An 18,656-nucleotide genomic window follows, 5' to 3' on the forward strand; every position below is an offset into this window, starting at 1 on the left:
GAACAGGTGAAAGGTGGCCATCATGACCCTGCTGACCGTCTGGGCGGACCAAGATCCCGCCACGGTGCTCCGGCGCACCACCGACGCCGCTGAGATCGGCGACGTGCTGGGCGAGCTGGGGGTCAAGTTCGACCGGTGGCCGGTCCGGGAGCTGCCCGCCACGCCGACCGAGGAGCAGGTGCTCGACGCCTACCGCGCCGAGGTCGACGAGGTGATCCGCACCGAGGGCTACACCTTCGTCGACGTCAAGCAGCTGAGCCCGGACGATCCCGGCGCGGCCGAGGCGCGGGCGAAGTTCCTCAGCGAGCACACCCACGACGACGACGAGGACCGCTTCTTCGCGCGCGGCTCGGGGGTGTTCTACCTGCACATGGCGGGAAAGGTGCACGCCGTGCTGTGCGAGGCGGGCGATCTGCTCAGCGTGCCGGCGAAGACCACGCACTGGTTCGACATGGGCACGCGGCCGGACTACGTGTCCATTCGGTTCTTCCACGATACAGATGGCTGGGTCGGGGATTTCCTGGAGAAATCCATCGCGGATCGCTTCCCCCCGATGGACGAGCTGACCCGCGAGGGTGACTCGCCTCTCAAGACGAACTCGACGCCAAGTCCGTAAACTGCTGCGAAGCCAGTAGCCACACATGGAGGTAGGGCGTGCCCGAAGCAGCCAGCGCGAGCCAGGGCGGACCGGTGACGAAGGTGCTGGTCGCCAACCGCGGTGAGATCGCGGTACGGGTCATCCGAGCAGCCAAGGACGCGGGCATCGCCAGCGTCGCGGTCTACGCCGATCCCGATCGCGACGCCCCGCACGTCCGGCTCGCCGACGAAGCTTTCGCACTCGGTGGGAACACCGCGGCGGAAAGCTACCTGGTCTTCGACAAGCTGCTCGACGTCGCCGCCCGCTCCGGCGCCGACTCGGTGCACCCCGGTTACGGCTTCCTCTCCGAGAACGCCGACTTCGCGCAGGCCGTGCTGGACGCCGGGCTGACCTGGATCGGCCCGCGCCCGCAGGCCATCCGCGACCTCGGTGACAAGGTGACCGCGCGGCACATCGCGCTCAAGGCGGGCGCGCCGCTGGTGCCGGGCACCAAGGAGCCGGTGGCCGGGGCCGAGGAGATCATCGCCTTCGCCGAGGAGCACGGGCTGCCGGTGGCCATCAAGGCCGCGTTCGGCGGTGGTGGCCGCGGGCTGAAGGTGGCCAGGACCATCGAGGAGATCCCCGAGCTGTTCGAGTCGGCCACCCGCGAGGCGGTGGCGGCGTTCGGCCGTGGCGAGTGCTTCGTGGAGCGCTATCTGGACAAGCCGCGCCACGTCGAGGCGCAGGTGCTGGCCGACCAGCACGGCAACGTGATCGTGGTCGGCACCCGTGACTGCTCGCTCCAGCGGCGGCACCAGAAGCTGGTGGAGGAGGCCCCCGCGCCGTTCCTCTCCGACGAGCAGCGCGCCACCATCCACAGCTCCGCCAAGGCCATCTGCGCCGAAGCGCGGTACTCCGGTGCCGGCACGGTCGAGTACCTGGTCGGCACCGACGGCACCATCTCCTTCCTGGAGGTGAACACCCGGCTCCAGGTGGAGCACCCGGTCTCCGAGGAGACCACCGGCCTCGACCTGGTGCGCGAGCAGTTCGCCATCGCGCGCGGGGAGAAGCTGCGCTTCACCGAGGACCCCGAGCCGCGCGGGCACTCGATCGAGTTCCGGATCAACGGCGAGGACGCCGGGCGGAACTTCCTCCCGGCTCCCGGCACGGTGTCCAACTTCGTCGCGCCGAGCGGTCCGGGCGTCCGGGTCGACTCGGGTGTGGAGTCCGGCAGCGTGATCGGCGGGCAGTTCGACTCGATGCTGGCGAAGCTGATCGTCACCGGTTCCGACCGCGAGAACGCGCTGGAGCGCAGCCGCCGCGCGCTGGACGAGCTGGTCGCCGAGGGATTGGCCACGGTGATCCCGTTCCACCGCGCGATCGTGCGCGACCCGGCGTTCATCGGGGACGGCAAGCAGTTCAGCGTGCACACCCGCTGGATCGAGACCGAGTTCGACAACCAGATCGAGCCGTTCACCTCGCCCGCCGAGGTCGAGGACGAGGAGCAGCCGCGGCAGAACGTGGTGGTCGAGGTCGGCGGGCGGCGGCTGGAGGTCAGCCTGCCCGGCAACCTGGCACTCGGCGGCGGTGGTGGCGGTGGCGCCGCGGTGGCCAAGGCCAAGCCGCGCAAGCGCAGCGGTGGCGGAAAGACCGCGGTCAGCGGTGACGCGGTGACCGCGCCGATGCAGGGCACCATCGTCAAGGTCGCGGTCGAAGAGGGCCAGCGGGTCGAGGCGGGCGAGCTGATCGTGGTGCTGGAAGCGATGAAGATGGAGAACCCGGTCACCGCACACAAGTCGGGCACGGTCACCGGCCTGACCGCCGAAGTGGGCGCCGCGGTCTCCCAGGGCACCGCACTCCTCGAACTGAAGGACTAGGGCGGTACAGCCGTAGACTTCTCCCATGGGTGACAACCCGGGTGAGATGCGGCTGAGCAACGCCGAGCGGCAGGAGGCGCTGGACGCGCTCGAAGAGCACGTCCGCACCGGCAGGCTCGACGTGGACGAGTACGCCGACCGCTCGGCCAAGGTCACCGTGGCCACCCGGCGCGGGGAGCTGGAACCGCTGTTCGCGGACCTCCCCGCGCCGCACCCGAGCGTGCTCAGCCGCGAGCTGTTCACCCCGTCCATCACCGGCCCCGCCCCGCGGCTGACGCCTGCCCAGGCGCTGGCCGCGAAGGCGGTGCCGATCACCGCGGTGATCGCGCTGGTGCTGTTCTTCACCGTGGCCCGCGGTTTCTGGCCGGTCTTCCTGCTGCCCGCGGCCGCCGCCCTGCTGGCGGGCAGCTTCGGCCGGCGCGACCGGCGTGGGTAGGACACGCCCTCGACCATCCACCGATCGGTGGATGGGTTCTGGCGAGATCGCCGACCTTTCACCCAGTTTTCCGCTGCGATGATGAATCGCGGGAAACGGGAGGTGAGGATGTTGGTCGGAGTACTGCCGACCACGCTGGACCGCCGCGGTGAGCGTCGTGCGGGCTGCGTGTTCGCCGCCGTCGGGCTCGCCGGGCTGGCCATCTCGGCGGCCTGGCACCTGCTCACCGCGCCCGACGCGATCAACGCCACCAGCACGCTCGTGCTGATCGGCACGGCCGCGCTGTGGATGCCGCTGGTGATCTGGGTGTTCCCCCGCCGGTCCTCGGACCCGGCGCTGGTGGTCCTCTACTACCTGGGCTTTCTCGCGCTGGCCACCGCACTGAGCCCCCGCGGCGACGGCTTCAGCGTGTTCGCCTCGGTCGGCTACCCGCTGGCGTTCGGCCTGCTCACGCCCCGGATGAGCTTCTTCGGCGTGGCCGCGACCGCGATCCTGCCGATCCTCGCGCGCGGCGGCACGGACGGCCCGACCTGGGTCACCCTGGTCTCGGTGGCCGCGCCCCTGCTCTACGCGGGCTGGGTGGTCGGCTCGGAGAGCGAGAAGCGCCGCCGGTCCAACGCCCAGCTCGAAGAAGCCAACGCGAAGCTGGAGGCGGCGCTGGAGGAGAACGCCGGGCTGCACGCCCAGTTGCTCAGCCAGGCCAGGGAAGCCGGGGTGCTCGACGAACGCCAGCGCATGGCGGGCGAAATCCACGACACCATCGCGCAGGGCCTGGCGGGGATCATCACCCAGCTTCAGGCCGCCGAGCGCAGCGGCTCCGACGCCGGGCGGCGGCAGCGCCACCTCGACAACGTGCACGCGCTGGCCAGGGAGAATCTGACCGAGGCCCGGCGCTCGGTGCGCGCGCTGCGCCCGGAACGCCTGGCCGACTCCCGGCTCCCGGACGCGATGGCCGAACTCGGCCGCACCTGGACCGACACCTCCGGCGTCGCGGTCAAGGTGGAGGTCACCGGGGATCCGCGCCCGCTGCTGCCGGACCTGGAGGTCACCCTCTACCGCGTCGCGCAGGAGGCGCTGACCAACGCGGGCAAGCACGCGAAGGCCACCCGCGTCGCGCTCACACTGTCCTATGTGGACGACGTGGTGATGCTGGACGTGCGGGACGACGGCGTCGGCTTCACCCCGGCGGCGAACGGGGTGCCCGCGGGCAGCGAGGGCTTCGGCCTGTCCGGGATGCGCCAGCGGGTGCAGCGGGTGGCGGGCACGCTGGCCGTCGAGAGCGCGCCCGGCGAAGGCACCACGATCAACGCCCAGCTACCGGCCATCGTCACCGCGAACGGAGAACCCACATGATCAGGCTGCTGCTGGTGGACGACCACCCGATCGTCCGTGACGGCCTGCGCGGCGCGTTCGTCGGCGAAACCGATCTGGAGATCGCCGGTGAGGCCGCCGACGGCGCCGAAGCACTGGTGCTGGCGGGCGCGCTGGCCCCGGACGTGGTGCTGATGGACCTGCGCATGCCGCGGATGGACGGGGTGGCCGCGATCCGCGAACTCCGCGAGGTCGCGCCGGACACCAAGGTGCTGGTGCTGACCACCTTCGACTCCGAGGCCGACGTGCTGCCCGCGATCGAAGCGGGTGCCACCGGGTACCTGCTCAAGGACGCGCCCACCGCCGAACTGCTGCGCGCGGTGCGGGCGGCGGCCAAGGGCGAGTCGGTGCTCTCCCCGGCGGTGGCGGTGAAACTGCTCGGCCAGATGCGGGCACCGGCACAGAAGAACACGCTGACCAAACGCGAGATGGAGGTGCTCGAACTGGTCGCCGACGGGGCCACCAACCGGATGGCCGCGGCGAAGCTGTTCATCAGCGAGGCCAGCATCAAAACGCACCTGCTGCACATCTACGCCAAGCTGGAGGTGCGCGACCGCGCGGCGGCGGTCGGCGAGGCGTACCGGCGAGGCTTGCTGAGCTGATCTCGTGGGTATCTTCATCGCGTGGAACCGGTGGAGATCAACGCGGGAACGTACTACCTGCGGCAGTTGCGCGCGGACGACCTGATGGACGACCGGCCGGCGCTGGTCGAAGCATTCGCCGATCCGGTGCATCGCCGGTACGTGCCGAACTACCCGATCAAAACGCTCGAAGCGGCCGGCGACTACGTGGCGCTGCGTGCGCGGGAATGGGCCGACGGCACCCGCTGCTCGTGGGCCATCGCCGAACCGACCACCGGCGACCTGCTCGGGGAGGTCGGGCTGAAGCAGGTCGACCTGGTCGCGGGCACCGCCGAGGCGGCGATCTGGGTGCACCCGCGCGCGCGGAGCAAGGGCGTCGGCACGCTGGCCGTGGACGCGGCACTGCGCTTCGGGTTCGGGGCACTGGGCCTGAAACTGGTCGAATACCGGCACGCCGAGACGAACGAAGCGTCGGCGAAGATCGCGCGGCGCTGCGGGTTCACGCAGATCGGCGAGGCCGTGGTGCCGACCGCGGGCGAGAAGGACCTGGTGTGGACAAAAGCTTCTTCCTGAACCGCGTGCTCGAGGTCTTCGACGAGTACGCCGACCGCGTCCTGTTCCGTCATTCCACAGTGGACATGACCTACGCGGAAGCGGGACGGCGCCTCCGGCGCGTGCACGCCGCGCTGCCTCCGCTGGCCGGGAAGACCGTCGCGATCTCGGCGGGCAACGAGCCGGACGCGATCCTCACCCAGCTGGCCGCGCAGTTGCGTGGTGGTCGCGTGTTGCTGATCGCCGCCTCCGCCCCGCCGTCGGATCGGCGGGCCGCGCTCGACGAGGCGGCAGCCGTGCTGCTGGATCCCGCCTCGCTCGACGCCGACCCGGTCGAGATCGACCTGCCCGAACGCGCCGAGACCGTGTTCACCTCCGGCGGCACCACCGGTCCGCCGAAGCTGATCCGGCATTCCGGCACCTACGAGGGCATGGTGCACGTCTTCCACCCCGACCCGGCGGGCCCGAACCGCACCCTGGTGGTCGCGCCGATCACGCACCTGACCGGCAACGCCGCGGTGCTCGGCGCCCTGCTCTGCGGGGACACCGTGGTGCTGCACCGCGGTTTCGACCCCGGCGCGGTGGTCACCGCGCTGACCGAGGACCGGATCACCCGGTTCAGCCTCACCCCGGCACGGCTCGGCGCGCTGCTCGACCACCCCGGACTCGCCGACGCCGACCTGAGCGCGTTGCGCGCGGTCTCGCTCGGCGCCAGCCCGCTGCCGGTGCACCGGCTGGAGCAGGCGCTCGCGGTGTTCGGCCCGGTCGTCGGCCAGGGCTACGGGCTGACCGAGGCGCCGATGATCGCCTCCATCACCGCCGCCGAGTACGAGGGGCACCCTTCGCGACTCGCCTCGGTCGGCCGGATCGTGCCCGGCATGCGCGCCCGCATCGACGACGGCGAGGTGCTGGTGCAGGGGCTGTCCTTGATGGACGGTTACCTGGACCGGCCGTTCGAAAGCGAGTGGCTGCGCACCGGCGACCTCGGTCACTTCGACGAGGACGGTTACCTCTACCTGCACGGCCGCGCGGACGACGTGATCATCACCGGCGAGCACGGCACGAAGGTGCACCCGGCGCGCGTCGAGGAGGTGCTCGGCGCGCACCCGCGCGTGCGTCAGTCGGCCGTGATCGGACGGTCCACTCCGGACGGTGTGGTGCTGCACGCCGTGGTGGTCCCCGACGGCGAGGTGACCGCCGGGGAACTCCAGGCCCATGTGGCCGCCGAACTGGCCGGGGCGCACTTCGTCCCGGCCAGCGTCGAGTTCGCCACCGGGCTACCGCTCACCCACATCGGCAAACTCGACCGGAAACGGCTCAGCTGACCGGTTCGGTGAGTTTCGACCGGGCTTCCGGGGCGGCGTTGCGGCGTTCGTCGGCGGCTTCGTCGTTCGGCTGCGACTGCGAGTCCCGCTCGGCTTCGACCCGCGCGATGTACACCTCGACCTCGCGCGCGGTCTCCTCGTCGGACCAGCCGAGCACCTCACCCATCAGCTTGGCGACCTGCCGGGCGCAGTCCACCCCGCGGTGCGGGTACTCGATCGAGATGCGGGTGCGCCGGGCGAGCACGTCCTCCAGGTGCAGCGCGCCCTCGTGGCTGACCGCGTACACCGCCTCCACGCCGAGGTAGTCCGGCGCGGCTTCGAGCGGTTTGAGCAGCTCGGGGCGGCCCTCGCCGAGCGCCAGCACCTCGTGCACCAGCGAGCCGTAGCGGTCGAGCAGGTGCCGCACGCGGTACGGGTGCAGTCCGTGCTGCGCGGCCAGGTGGTCGGCCTGGTTGACCAGCGCGTGGTAACCGTCGGCGCCGAGCAGCGGCACCTTGTCGGTGATCGACGGCTGCGGGCGGCCGGGCAGGTCGACGGCCGCGGCCTCGACGGCGTCGGCCGCCATCACCCGGTAGGTGGTGTACTTGCCGCCCGCGATGGCGACCAGCCCCGGCGCCACCCTGGCCACCGCGTGCTCGCGCGAGAGCTTCGAGGTCTCTTCGCTCTCCCCCGCCAGCAGCGGCCGCAGCCCGGCGTAGACGCCCTCGATGTCGTCGTGCGTGAGCGGCGTGGCGAGCACGGTGTTGACGTGCTCGAGCAGGTAGTCGATGTCGTGCTTGGTGGCCGACGGGTGCGCGAGGTCCAGGTTCCAGTCGGTGTCGGTGGTGCCGACGATCCAGTGGTTGCGCCAGGGGATGACGAACAACACGGACTTCTCGGTGCGCAGGATCATGCCCGACTCCGAGACGATCCGGTCGCGCGGCACCACGATGTGCACGCCCTTGCTGGCGCGCACGCGGAACCGGCCGCGGCTGCCGGACAGCCGCTGCAGCTCGTCCGTCCACACCCCGGTGCAGTTGATCACCGCGCTGGCCTGGATGTCGGTCTCGCGGCCGTCCTCGACGTCGCGCACGCGCACCCCGGAGATCCGGTCCGCCTCACGCAGGAAGCGCACCACCTGGGTGGAGGTCCGGACCACGGCGCCGTAGTGCGCGGCGGTGCGGGCCACCGTCATGGTGTGGCGCGCGTCGTCGGCCTGCGCGTCGTAGTAGCGGATGCCGCCGATCAGCGCGTCCCGCTTGAGCGCGGGCACCATTCGCAGCGCGCCCGCCCTGGTCAGGTGCTTCTGGCCGGGCACGGACCGCGCGCCGCCCATGGTGTCGTACATGAACAGCCCGGCCGCGGTGTACGGCCGTTCCCAGACGCGCTTGGTCAGCGGGTAGAGAAAGCTCACCGGCTTGACCAGGTGCGGGGCGAGCCGCGTGAGCATCAGCTCCCGCTCGCGCAGCGCCTCGCGCACCAGGCCGAATTCCAGCTGTTCGAGGTACCGCAGACCACCGTGGAACAGCTTGCTGGACCGGCTCGACGTGCCGGAGGCGAGATCACGCGCTTCGACCAGCGCCACGCGCAGACCGCGTGTCGCCGCGTCGAGCGCCACCCCGGCACCCACCACGCCACCGCCGATGACCACCAGGTCGAAGCTCTCCCCGCCCAGTCGCCGCCATGAGTCCTCGCGGGTCCGCGGCCCCAGTTCGGCCTGGCCGGCCCCACGTGCAGAATCGGTCACCGCATCCTCCTCGACATGCTCGCCGTCCAGCATGTCACGTCTTCAAGCGCCCGCATCCCGGCGAGCGTCCGAGTGTGACTGAGCAGTCTCCGGTTGCTTCACCGCACTTCACCTGATCTTGAAAAATTGAGGCCGTTCGTGCCTGGAAGGTTCGACTACCAACTAGTAGCGTTCCCATGATCGTGGGTCGGCAACGGCGCCGTGGCACGCCGTGATCGACCCTGCGCGCGAAGTGTCCGTTGTGGAGGGACGAGATGGCAGCTGGGGAAATTTTCATCTGGGAGCTGATCGGCACGGCGGTGCTGATCCTGCTCGGTAACGGTGTCGTGGCCAACCACGTGCTCCGCAAGAACAACGGGCACAACACGGGTTTCCTTTTTGTCAACATCGGCTGGGCCTTCGCCGTGTTCGCCGGTGCCAGCATCGCCGCGCCCAGCGGCGCGCACCTCAACCCCGCGGTCACCCTCGGCCTCGCGGTCGCCGGGAAGACGGCGTGGGCCGACGTGCCGATCTACTTCCTCGCGCAGATGCTCGGCGCGATCATCGGCGCGGTGCTGTGCTGGGCCACCTACAAACTGCAGTTCGACGACCACCCCGAGCCGGAGAACACGCTCGGCATCTTCTCCACCGCGCCGCAGATCCCGCACAAGGTGTGGAACCTGGTGACCGAGATCATCGGCACCTTCGTGCTGGTGGCCTGGATCCTGCTCAGCCCGGTGGTCAAGGCGGGTGACGGCGGCGTGCCGGACTTCGGCAACTCGGCGCTGGGATACGCCGGTGTCGCCTTCGTGGTGCTGGTGATCGGCACCTCGCTCGGCGGGCCGACCGGCTACGCCATCAACCCGGCCCGTGACCTCGGCCCCCGCATCGCCTACGCGTTCATCCTGCCGATCCGCAGCAAGGCCAACCCGAACTGGGGCTACTCCTGGATTCCGGTGCTCGGCCCGCTGGTCGGCGGGGCACTCGCGGCCCTACTGTTCCTCGTACTGCCGACGGCCTCCTGACACCCACTGACACCGGAGAGTTGAAGCGAAATGACTTCCTACGTCGCCGCGATCGACCAGGGCACCACGTCCACCCGCATGATGATCTTCAATCACGCCGGCCGCTCGATCGCGGTGGACCAGCGTGAGCACGAGCAGATCTTCCCGCAGGCGGGCTGGGTCGAGCACAACGCCGAGGAGATCTGGGAGAACACGCGCGCGGTGGCCGCCGGGGCGCTGGCCAAGGCGGACATCACCGCCGCCGACATCGCCGCGGTCGGCATCACCAACCAGCGCGAGACCACGCTGGTCTGGGACCGCAAGACCGGCAAGCCGGTGTACAACGCGATCGTCTGGCAGGACACCAGGACCGACAAGATCGTCGAGGAACTGGGCAAGCTTGGTGGTGGCCAGGAGCGCTACCGCGCCAAGACCGGGCTGCCGCTGGCCACCTACTTCTCCGGGCCGAAGATCAAGTGGATCCTGGACAACGTGGACGGCGCGCGGGCCCGCGCCGAGGCCGGTGACCTGCTGTTCGGCAACATGGACACCTGGGTGCTGTGGAACATGACCGGCGGCACCGAGGGCGGGGTCCACGTCACCGACCCGACCAACGCCTCGCGCACCCTGCTGATGGACCTGGACACGCTGTCCTGGGACGCCTCGATCGCCGAGGACATGGGCATCCCGCTGTCCATGCTGCCGGAGATCCGGTCCTCCTCCGAGGAGTTCGGCAAGGTCCGCGAGCGCGGCGCGCTGGCCGGCGTGCCGATCGCCGGCATTCTCGGCGACCAGCAGGCGGCCACCTTCGGGCAGGCCTGCCTGTCCCCCGGCGAGGCCAAGAACACCTACGGCACCGGCAACTTCGTGCTGCTGAACACCGGTACCGAGAAGGTGCTCTCGGAGAACGGCCTGCTCACCACGGTCTGCTACAAGATCGGCTCGAACGACACGGTGTACGCGCTGGAGGGCTCGATCGCGGTCACCGGCTCGCTGGTGCAGTGGCTGCGGGACAACCTCGGCATGATCGGCTCGGCCGCCGAGATCGAGGAGCACGCGCGCAAGGTCGAGGACAACGGCGGCGCCTACTTCGTGCCCGCGTTCTCCGGCCTGTTCGCGCCGTACTGGCGCTCCGACGCCCGCGGCGCGATCGTCGGCCTCACCCGGTTCGTGAACAAGGGCCACCTGTCGCGGGCGGTGCTGGAGGCGACGGCCTTCCAGACCCGCGAGGTCATCGACGCGATGAACGCCGACTCCGGGGTCGCGCTGACCTCGCTGAAGGTGGACGGCGGCATGGTGGTCAACGAGCTGCTCATGCAGTTCCAGGCGGACATCCTCGGCGTGCCGGTGATCCGGCCGGTGGTGAACGAGACCACCGCACTCGGCGCCGCCTACGCGGCGGGCCTGGCGGTCGGCTTCTGGAAGAGCGAGGACGACATCCGCACCAACTGGGCCAAGGACAAGGAGTGGACGCCGCAACTGGACGCCGACACCAGGGAGTCCCAGTACAAGAACTGGAAGAAGGCCGTCACCAAGACCTTCGACTGGGTGGACTGACCCCGCCCGTCCGAGTGAGCCAGCCGTCTGGTCGGCCTCAGCCGGTGCTGGGGCCGACCAGGCAGAACGACACGCCCTGGTTGTCGGTGACCGCGGCCAGCCGCCCGTCCGGCGAGTCGAACGGCGGGTTGAGCACGCTGCCGCCCAGTTCCCGCACCATTTCGGTGCTCTCGTCCGCGTCGGCCACGGCGAAGTAGGTCACCCAGTGCGCGGGCACCTCGCCCGGCACGTCGGCGGGCAATTCGGCCAGCCCGCCCACCGCCTCCCCGCCAAGGGTGAGCGCGGTGTAGCTGAACCCCGGCGCGGAAAGGTCAGCCGAGCCGTAGCCGAAGATCCCGGTGTAGAAGGCTTCGGCGGCGGTCACGTTCGCGGTGAAGCAGTCGTTCCACACCAGCGCGCCCGGCTCGTCGGTGAGCTGGGCGCCGATCCTGGCCCCGGCCTGCCACAGCCCGAACACCGCGCCGCTCGGGTCGCCCACCACGGCGAACCGGCAGTCGTCACCGACCCCGGTGGCCGGCCGGAGGACGCGCCCGCCCGCCCCGGTGATCGCGTGCAGCGTGGCGTCGAGATCGGGCACGGCGAAGTAGGTGGTCCACACCGCGGCGGTGTCCGGCCCGGTCCGCTCCCCGATCCCGGACACCTCGCGTCCCCCGATGGTGCAGCGCAGGCGGCCGGCCCGGTGTTCGAACTCCCAGCCGAACAACTGTCCGTAGAATTCCTTGGCCTTGGTCAGGTCGGAAATCATCAGATCGACCCAGCACGGCATGCCGCGCGGCCACGGTGAATGACGAATGGGCATCAAGATCTCCCGACGTTGACCGTGCTACGCCGGGATTTCTAGCACACCGCACACCATTTTCCACCCACTCGAAATGCGGGCGTGTTTCGCCGCGGTCCGCGATAAACGAACCGAATTCGGGACGGCGAAAATAAGCGGCGTCAGTCCAGGTCGTCGTGGCGCATCAGCTGGCGGCCCGCCTCGGTGATCGACCCCGACAGCGACGGGTACACCGAGAAGGTGAGCGCCAGGTGCTCCACGGTGAGCTGGTTCTGCACGGCGAGCGCGATCGGCAGGATCAGCTCGCTCGCCGTCGGCGCGACCACCACGCCGCCGACGACCACCCCGGTGGCCGGGCGGCAGAACAGCTTCACGAAACCGCGGCGCAGCCCCTCCATCTTGGCGCGGGCGTTGGTGGCCAGCGGCAGCATGATGGTGCGGGCGGGCACCTCGCCGGAGTCGATCGCCTGCTGGCTGATGCCGACCGTGGCGATCTCCGGATGGGTGAACACGTTCGCCGCGACGGTCTTCAGCTTGATCGGCGCCACGCCCTCACCGAGCGCGTGCCACATCGCGATGCGGCCCTGCATGCTGGCGACCGAGGCGAGCATCAGCACGCCGGTGCAGTCACCGGCGGCGTAGATGCCGGAGACGTTGGTGCGCGAGACGCGGTCCACCGTGATGAACCCGCCCGGCCCCGGCTCGATGCCGACGGTCTCCAGGCCGATGTCGGTGGTGTTCGGCACGGAGCCGACGGTCATCAGCGCGTGGCTGGCCTCGATCACCCGGCCGTCGGCCAGGTGCACCAGCACTCCGTCGCCGGTGCGCTCGACGCGGTCGGCCCTGGCGTGCTTGACCACGGTGGTGCCGCGCTGGGAGAAGACCTCCTCCAGCACGGCCGCGGCGTCGGCGTCCTCGTGCGGCAGCACGCGGTCGCGGCTGGAGACCACGGTGACCTTGACGCCCATCTCGGTGTAGGCGGAGGCGAACTCGGCGCCGGTCACACCGGAGCCGATCACCGCGAGGTGCTCGGGCAGTTCCGGCAGGTCGTAGAGCTGGCGCCAGTCGAGGATGCGCTCGCCGTCGGGCACCGCGCCCGGCAGCACGCGCGGGGTGGCGCCGGTGGCGATGAGCACCACGTCGGCGTCGAGCACCTCTTCGTCGCCACCGTCGGCCTTGACCGCGACCTTGTGGGTGGCCAGGCCGGGCTCCTCGTCGCAGAAGCGGGCGGTGCCGGTGATCACCCGCACACCCTCGCGCTGGACCCTGGCGCGAATATCAGCCGATTGGGCGAGTGCCAGGCCGCGGACGCGGCCGTGCACGGTGTGCAGGTCGACGCTGGTGTCGGCCAGGTCGGTGGCGATGCCCAGCTCGTGCAGCCCGTGCAGGCTGGCGCGGGCACCGGAGGAGGCGATGAACGTCTTCGACGGCACGCAGTCGTACAGCACACAGGCGCCGCCCAGGCCATCGCGCTCGACCACGGTCACGTTGGCGCCGTGCTGCGCGGCCACCAGTGCGGCCTCGTAGCCCGCGGGTCCGCCGCCCATGATGACGATCCTGGTCACCTGTGCTCTCCTCCTTCTCCTGCCGTGGTCACCGGCTCGCGCTCACCGTACGCGGAGCACCGTTCGTCCGGTCGAGTGGCCGGACACGCGGAGTGCGTCCGCTTCGGCGGCCGAAGGTCGCTAGGCTGTCGCCGTGCCCTTGTATGCCGCGTACGGGTCCAACATGGATCCCGCCCAGATGATGCAGCGTGCGCCGCACTCGCCGATGGCGGGAACCGGCTGGCTCGAAGGCTGGCGGCTGACCTTCGGTGGCGAGGACATCGGCTGGGAAGGCGCGCTGGCCACGATCGTCGAAGCCCCCGGTTCACGTGTGTTCGTGGTGCTCTACGACGTGCTCCCGCAGGACGAGGCCCGGTTGGACCGCTGGGAAGGCGGCGAGCTGGGCATGCACAACAAGATCCGGCTGCGAGTGCAGACCCTCGAGGGGTCGGTGCTCGCCTGGCTCTACGTGCTCGATGCCTACGAAGGTGGCCTGCCCTCCGCTCGCTACCTCGGCGCCCTGGCCGACGCCGCCGAAGCCGCCTCGGCCCCCGCGGACTACGTCGAAGCCCTGAGAACCCGCCCCTGCACCGGCATCACCCCTTGAGTCAGCGGCCAGGTGCCGTGATCGTGGCTTTCACGGCGGATTCGTCCGTGAAAGTGGCTTCGCGGCGCTGGGAGACGGCGTTTGCCCGTCGCGGAAGCTTGGGTGGCGGTCGCGAAAACGTGAGGTGACGGGCGGGGCGGCGCGTCGCCCGTTCGGGTAGGTGCGTTCTACGTTCGTATGGGCTCACGCGGCCAAGCCCCCTTCGGTGAGCGCCATGTGCAGGTCGGCGAGGAACCGGCTCGGGTTGAGGAGGTCTGCCTCGGTGGGGCGGAGGATTGTCCAGCCGCGTCGCCAAAGGTCCTCGTCCTGAGCTGCGGTCCCGGGTGCGACGGGCGGCCCGAGCCCGGCCGTGGTGCTGGGCGCGGCGGAGGCCCCAGGCCCGGCGGAGGCCCCAGGCGCAGAGGAGCCTCCCGGCCCGGCAGAGGTCCCAGACTCAGCGAAGGCCCCAAGCCCAGCGGACGCCCCAGGCCCGGCGAAGGCCCCAGGCGCAGAGGAGCCTCCCGGCCCGGCGGAGGTCTCAGGCTCGGCGAAGGCCCCAGGCGCAGCGAAGGCTCCTGGCCCGGCGGACGCCCCAGGCGCAGAGGAGCCTCCCGGCCCGGCGGAGGTCTCAGGCTCGGCGAAGGCTCCAGGCGCGGCGGAAACTCCTGGCCCGGACGCGCTCCCGGGCGCGGCGGGGGTGCCGAGCCCAGCAGCGCTCCCAGGTTCGGCGGCAGTTCCGCGAGCGTCAGTGGTCCCTGGTGCAGCAGGGGTTCCGGGAGCATCGGCGGGGCCGGACGCCCTGGGCACGGCGGCGTGGCCGAGTGCGTCGGCCGCACCGGGAGCAGCGGCGCCGAGTGCGGCAGGAGCGGCAGTGGCGCCGGGAACAGCAGTGGCGCCGAGTGCGGCAGTGGTGTCAGGAGCGGTAGTAGCGCCGGGAGCGATAGCGACGCCGGGAACAGCGAGGGCGCCAGAAGCGATAGCGGCGTCGGCAGGGGTGGCGCCAGGAGCGGTAGTGGCGTCGGGAGGGGTGGCGATGGCGACGCGGGCGTGGGGCCAGGCCAGGGGTAGGCGGTACAGGGCACGGCCGGACGAGTTTCGGAGGGGGTAGTGCTGGTGCGGCGCTGGCCAGCCCGCATCAACCGTCAGCAGGAGTAGTCGGCTTTCTGCTGGGCAAGTGGCCCGGCCGGTGCCCAGGTCGGCGAGGAATCTGGCTCGGGATCGGCCGACGGTGTCCGGGCGCGCCATGATTCGTGCCAGCACGCTGGCCCGGAGGCCGTCGCGCCGTGGGGTCGGGCAGCGGGCAAGGGCCTCGTCCAGGCAGGCGAAGCCGCGGTTCCGGCAGAGCAGCTCGGCCAGGGCGTAGTCCGGGGCCATCAGGCGCAGCCCCTCGTGCACTTCGACGTCTATTTCCGAGAACTCGGCGCTGTGGATAACCAGGGCCGGTCTTCGCCGGACCCGGTGGGCATCGGGGAGCAGGACTTCGACCTGCGCGGACGACGCGGAGGCGAATCCGGCGATGGCGAAGACCGACTCGCCGGTGAGCGCGGCCCGCGGACCGGCGTGCAGCAGGGCGGCGGCAGCGCGCGTGCGGAAGTCCGCGAATCGGCAGCGTTCTACCAGTACAGCGGCCGAATAGCGCTGGAGCAGGCCGTCGGCGAGCGCGGCTTGGACGCGATCGGCGCCGATGGTGGCTTCGAGCTGGGAACGCTCGTGGGCGGCGTGGAGGCCGCCGGGGAGAGGAAGCATGGATCCACAGTCCTCCCGGGTGGGGAGAGGAGCCAAGGGGCTGTGGGCAAGCCTGTGGATAACCCGGGGGATGTGGACAACTCGCTCGCGCACGCGAAGGCACGCGAAGGCCGCGAAGGCACACGAGCGCGCGTAAACACGCGGGAGCGTGCGCGAGCGAGTAGCTCAGGCGAGTGCGGCCAGCGCCGTGTGCACCATGACCCGCGCACCGGCCAGCAGCGCGCGCTCGTCCAGTTCGAAAGTCGGCTGGTGCAGGTCCCGCATCGGGCCTTCACCCGCCCACACGCCCAGCCGCGCGAAGGCGCCCGGCACGTGCTCCAGGTACCACCCGAAGTCCTCGCCGCCGGAGGACTGCTCCGTCGCCGCGTGCGAGTCCTCGCCGAGGGCCGCCTCGACACCGGCTCGCAGCACATCGGTGGACACCGGGTCCGACACGACCGGCGGCACCCCGCGGCGGTAGTCCAGCTGGAAACCGACCCCGGTGGGCGCCAGCAGCGACTCCACGGCGGCCGCGACCAGCGGTTCCAGCGCGCTCCACACCTCGTGGTCCGCGGTGCGCAGCGTGCCGCGCAGCAGCCCCTCCTGCGGCACCGCGTTCGCCGCCTCGCCGGCGTGCACCGCGCCCCACACCAGCACCGTGCCCGACCGCGGGTCGACCCGCCGGGACAGCACCGAAGGCAGCGAGGTGATCACCGTGCCCAGCGCGTGCACCAGGTCGGCGGTCAGGTGCGGGCGCGAAGTGTGCCCGCCCGGCGAGGTCAGCCGCAGCTCGATCAGGTCGGCCGCCGAGGTCAGCGCGCCGACCCTGGTGCCGACCTTGCCGACCGGCAGCCGCGGGTCGCAGTGCAGCCCGAAGATCCGACCGACACCCTTGAGCGCACCGGCCTCGATGGCGTCCAGCGCACCACCGGGCATGACCTCCTCGGCCGGCTGGAAGATCAGCCGCACCCGGCCGGGCAGCTCGGGGGCCGAGTTCAGCGCCAGCGCCGCGGCCAGCAGGATCGTGGTGTGCGCGTCGTGGCCGCAGGCGTGCGCCACGCCGTCAACGGTGGACGCGTAGGGCAGCCCGGTCGCCTCGGTCAGCGGCAGCGCGTCCATGTCCGCCCGCAGCGCCACGCAGCGCGGCCCGTCGCCGATGTCGCAGAGCACGCCCGTGCCGCCCGGCAGCACCTGCGGCTTCAGCCCGGCCGAGCTGAGCAGCTTCATCACCAGCTCGGTGGTGGCGAACTCGCGCCGCGACAGCTCCGGGTGCGCGTGGATGTGCCGCCGCCACGCGATCACGTCGGCCGCGTTCTTCTCCAGCCACTCGTCCAGCCAGAACGGACCACGGCCACTTCCGACATCTGCCACGGGTGCCATGCTGACCCCATCCGAGGACAACAGCGCGGTGGGGCCACCGGATCGGGCACCTTCACCGCCGCTGTGATCCCCGGGGACGTCCCGTCGGGAGTCGAGCACTGTCACGCCGCACCGCCGTTCGTAGCGCGGGCCAACTGGGCGCCGAGCACCCGGCCTGCCGTTCGAAATGTGAGCAAAGTCGTACGCATTTGCCTTGATCCTGCACCATGCACCTGGCAAGCCGCTCAAGCGGCGAGCCATCACGAGACGGCCGGTAGTGGATCTGCGCTGAACGGCGTAGCGGAATTCGGCCTGGCTGTAGATCTTTCCCCGGTGATCAACCGGACTTGCGGCGCTTGGCGCGCACCCGCCTGCCCCACAGCACGATGCCGAGCAACACCACCGCGATTCCACCCGCGATCAGCTGGTTCTTGGTCTTCTCGCTGTTCGCGCGGTCGCTCTCGGCGGGGTCCAGCACCGGGCCCGGCGGCGGGCTCGGATCCTGCGCCACCACCACCGGGACCGACCCCGCGGCGGCCGGTTCACCGGCGGCGAGCGCGGGAGCGGGCAGCAGCACCAGCAGGCCAAGCAGAACGGCCGGCAGCAGTCCGCGCAGCTTCGTGATCAAGACGGCAACCCTTTCCGACGGTTGCTCCTCAGTGTGCCGCCCCGGCGACCGCGAGTCACTCGACGGGGCCGGAGAAAGCCTCGAGGATCTGCTCGGCGGCCAAAGTCGCGGTCAGTTCACCCTCGCGGACCGCTCGCTCGACCTCCGGCACCACCGAGCGCACACCGGGGTGCGCGGACAACCGGCCGAGCAACTGCTCGCGGACCATCGACCAGGTCCAGTCCACGTTCTGCCGCCGCCGCTTCTCGGTCAGCTCGCCGGAGGCCGACAGCGCGTCCCGGTGCCTGCCGATCTGCTCCCACACCGTGCCGAGACCGACGCCGTGCAGCGCGCTGCAGGTCAGCACCGGCGGCGTCCACTCGGCCTCGGGCCCGTAGATCATCCGCAGCGCGCCGGAAAGCTCGCGGGCCGCGCGCTTGGCCTCGCGCTCGTGGTCGCCGTCGGCCTTGTTCACCGCGATCACGTCGGCCAGCTCCAGCACGCCCTTCTTGATGCCCTGCAACTGGTCGCCGGTGCGGGCCAGGGTGAGGAACAGGAAGCAGTCGACCATGTTCGCCACGGTCACCTCGGACTGCCCGACACCGACCGTCTCGACCAGCACGATGTCGTACCCGGCCGCCTCCATCAGCACGATGGTCTCGCGGGTGGCGCGGGCGACGCCGCCGAGCGTGCCCGAGGTGGGCGACGGCCGGATGAACGCGGACGGATCGACCGACAGCCGCGCCATCCTGGTCTTGTCGCCGAGAATGCTGCCGCCGGTCCTGGTGGACGACGGGTCGACGGCGAGCACCGCGACCTTGTGCCCGGCTTCGGTCAGCTCGGTGCCCAGCTGGTCGATGAATGTCGACTTGCCGACCCCCGGCACGCCGGTGATGCCGACGCGCTGCGCGCCACCTGCGTGCGGCAGCAGCTCCACCAGCAGGTCCTGGGCCTGCCCGCGGTGGTCGGCGCGCTGCGACTCGACCAGCGTGATCGCCTTGGACAGCAGGCCGCGATCGCCCGCGAGCACGCCCTTGGCGTACGCGGTGACGTCGATGGTCCGTGGCATGCG

16 protein-coding genes are annotated in these 18,656 nt (G+C 71.0%); 10 read left to right on the top strand and 6 right to left on the bottom strand.

The genetic code is table 11. From position 1 onward, the window contains the following. Positions 1-22 precede the first annotated feature (22 nt). The 7 genes from YIM_RS42825 (at position 23) to YIM_RS42855 (ending at position 6,719) form a co-directional block, all read left to right on the top strand. Entirely contained in the window at positions 23-616 is a 594-nt protein-coding gene (locus YIM_RS42825; RefSeq protein ID WP_153035801.1) for an acireductone dioxygenase, read from the top strand. 38 nt (positions 617-654) lie between these two features. Then, positions 655-2,454: an acetyl/propionyl/methylcrotonyl-CoA carboxylase subunit alpha gene (locus YIM_RS42830; RefSeq protein WP_153035802.1), complete on the top strand. Its 1,800-nt coding sequence runs from the start codon at positions 655-657 to the stop codon at positions 2,452-2,454. Between the two features lie 46 nt (positions 2,455-2,500). Next, positions 2,501-2,890 carry a DUF1707 domain-containing protein gene (locus tag YIM_RS42835; RefSeq protein WP_153037616.1) on the top strand — a complete coding sequence of 130 codons (390 nt, stop codon included), beginning with the start codon at positions 2,501-2,503 and terminating at the stop codon, positions 2,888-2,890. A 108-nt stretch (positions 2,891-2,998) separates the two neighbouring features. After that, the gene (locus tag YIM_RS42840; protein WP_228004369.1) at positions 2,999-4,243 is read left to right on the top strand and encodes a sensor histidine kinase; all 1,245 of its coding nucleotides are present in this window, start codon (positions 2,999-3,001) and stop codon (positions 4,241-4,243) included. Continuing rightward, positions 4,240-4,863 carry a response regulator transcription factor gene (locus YIM_RS42845; protein ID WP_153035804.1) on the top strand — a complete coding sequence of 208 codons (624 nt, stop codon included), beginning with the start codon at positions 4,240-4,242 and terminating at the stop codon, positions 4,861-4,863. The genes YIM_RS42840 and YIM_RS42845 overlap by 4 nt, the downstream gene beginning before the upstream one ends. Positions 4,864-4,884: 21 nt before the next feature. Beyond that, on the top strand, positions 4,885-5,415 hold the full coding sequence (locus YIM_RS42850) for a GNAT family N-acetyltransferase (protein WP_153035805.1): 531 nt from the start codon (positions 4,885-4,887) through the stop codon (positions 5,413-5,415). Further along, the gene (locus tag YIM_RS42855) at positions 5,394-6,719 is read left to right on the top strand and encodes a class I adenylate-forming enzyme family protein (protein WP_228004370.1); all 1,326 of its coding nucleotides are present in this window, start codon (positions 5,394-5,396) and stop codon (positions 6,717-6,719) included. The genes YIM_RS42850 and YIM_RS42855 overlap by 22 nt, the downstream gene beginning before the upstream one ends. On the opposite strand, the gene YIM_RS42860 is transcribed toward YIM_RS42855, so the two are convergent. Further along, positions 6,712-8,478 carry a glycerol-3-phosphate dehydrogenase/oxidase gene (locus YIM_RS42860; protein WP_228004371.1) on the bottom strand — a complete coding sequence of 589 codons (1,767 nt, stop codon included), beginning with the start codon at positions 8,476-8,478 and terminating at the stop codon, positions 6,712-6,714. The genes YIM_RS42855 and YIM_RS42860 overlap by 8 nt on opposite strands. Before the next feature lie 221 nt (positions 8,479-8,699). On the opposite strand from YIM_RS42860, the gene YIM_RS42865 reads away from it, so the two are divergent. Both YIM_RS42865 and glpK read left to right on the top strand, forming a co-directional pair. Beyond that, positions 8,700-9,449, top strand: a complete 750-nt coding sequence (locus YIM_RS42865; RefSeq protein ID WP_153035807.1) for an MIP/aquaporin family protein — start codon at positions 8,700-8,702, stop codon at positions 9,447-9,449. A gap of 30 nt (positions 9,450-9,479) precedes the next feature. After that, the gene (gene glpK, locus YIM_RS42870) at positions 9,480-10,985 is read left to right on the top strand and encodes a glycerol kinase GlpK (protein WP_153035808.1); all 1,506 of its coding nucleotides are present in this window, start codon (positions 9,480-9,482) and stop codon (positions 10,983-10,985) included. 37 nt (positions 10,986-11,022) lie between these two features. On the opposite strand, the gene YIM_RS42875 is transcribed toward glpK, so the two are convergent. Then, entirely contained in the window at positions 11,023-11,784 is a 762-nt protein-coding gene (locus tag YIM_RS42875) for a VOC family protein (RefSeq protein WP_153035809.1), read from the bottom strand. 140 nt (positions 11,785-11,924) lie between these two features. Further along, positions 11,925-13,328: an NAD(P)H-quinone dehydrogenase gene (locus YIM_RS42880; RefSeq protein ID WP_153035810.1), complete on the bottom strand. Its 1,404-nt coding sequence runs from the start codon at positions 13,326-13,328 to the stop codon at positions 11,925-11,927. A gap of 133 nt (positions 13,329-13,461) precedes the next feature. On the opposite strand from YIM_RS42880, the gene YIM_RS42885 reads away from it, so the two are divergent. After that, positions 13,462-13,914, top strand: coding sequence for a gamma-glutamylcyclotransferase family protein (locus tag YIM_RS42885; RefSeq protein ID WP_153035811.1), 453 nt, complete (start codon positions 13,462-13,464; stop codon positions 13,912-13,914). Positions 13,915-15,804: 1,890 nt separating this feature from the next. Here YIM_RS42885 and YIM_RS42890 read toward each other — a convergent pair. The 3 genes from YIM_RS42890 to meaB all read right to left on the bottom strand — a co-directional run bounded on the left by YIM_RS42890 (position 15,805) and on the right by meaB (position 18,653). Next, positions 15,805-17,103, bottom strand: coding sequence for a M20 family metallopeptidase (locus YIM_RS42890; RefSeq protein ID WP_153035812.1), 1,299 nt, complete (start codon positions 17,101-17,103; stop codon positions 15,805-15,807). 211 nt (positions 17,104-17,314) lie between these two features. Then, a complete protein-coding gene (locus tag YIM_RS42895; protein ID WP_370468924.1) occupies positions 17,315-17,605 on the bottom strand; it encodes a hypothetical protein in 291 nt (96 codons plus the stop codon). 55 nt (positions 17,606-17,660) lie between these two features. Continuing rightward, positions 17,661-18,653 (bottom strand): methylmalonyl Co-A mutase-associated GTPase MeaB, encoded by a 993-nt coding sequence (gene meaB / locus YIM_RS42900; RefSeq protein WP_153035813.1) that lies wholly within the window; start codon positions 18,651-18,653, stop codon positions 17,661-17,663. Between the last annotated feature and the right edge of the window lie 3 nt (positions 18,654-18,656).

The organism is Amycolatopsis sp. YIM 10 (assembly GCF_009429145.1).
Taxonomy (GTDB): Bacteria; Actinomycetota; Actinomycetes; order Mycobacteriales; family Pseudonocardiaceae; genus Amycolatopsis.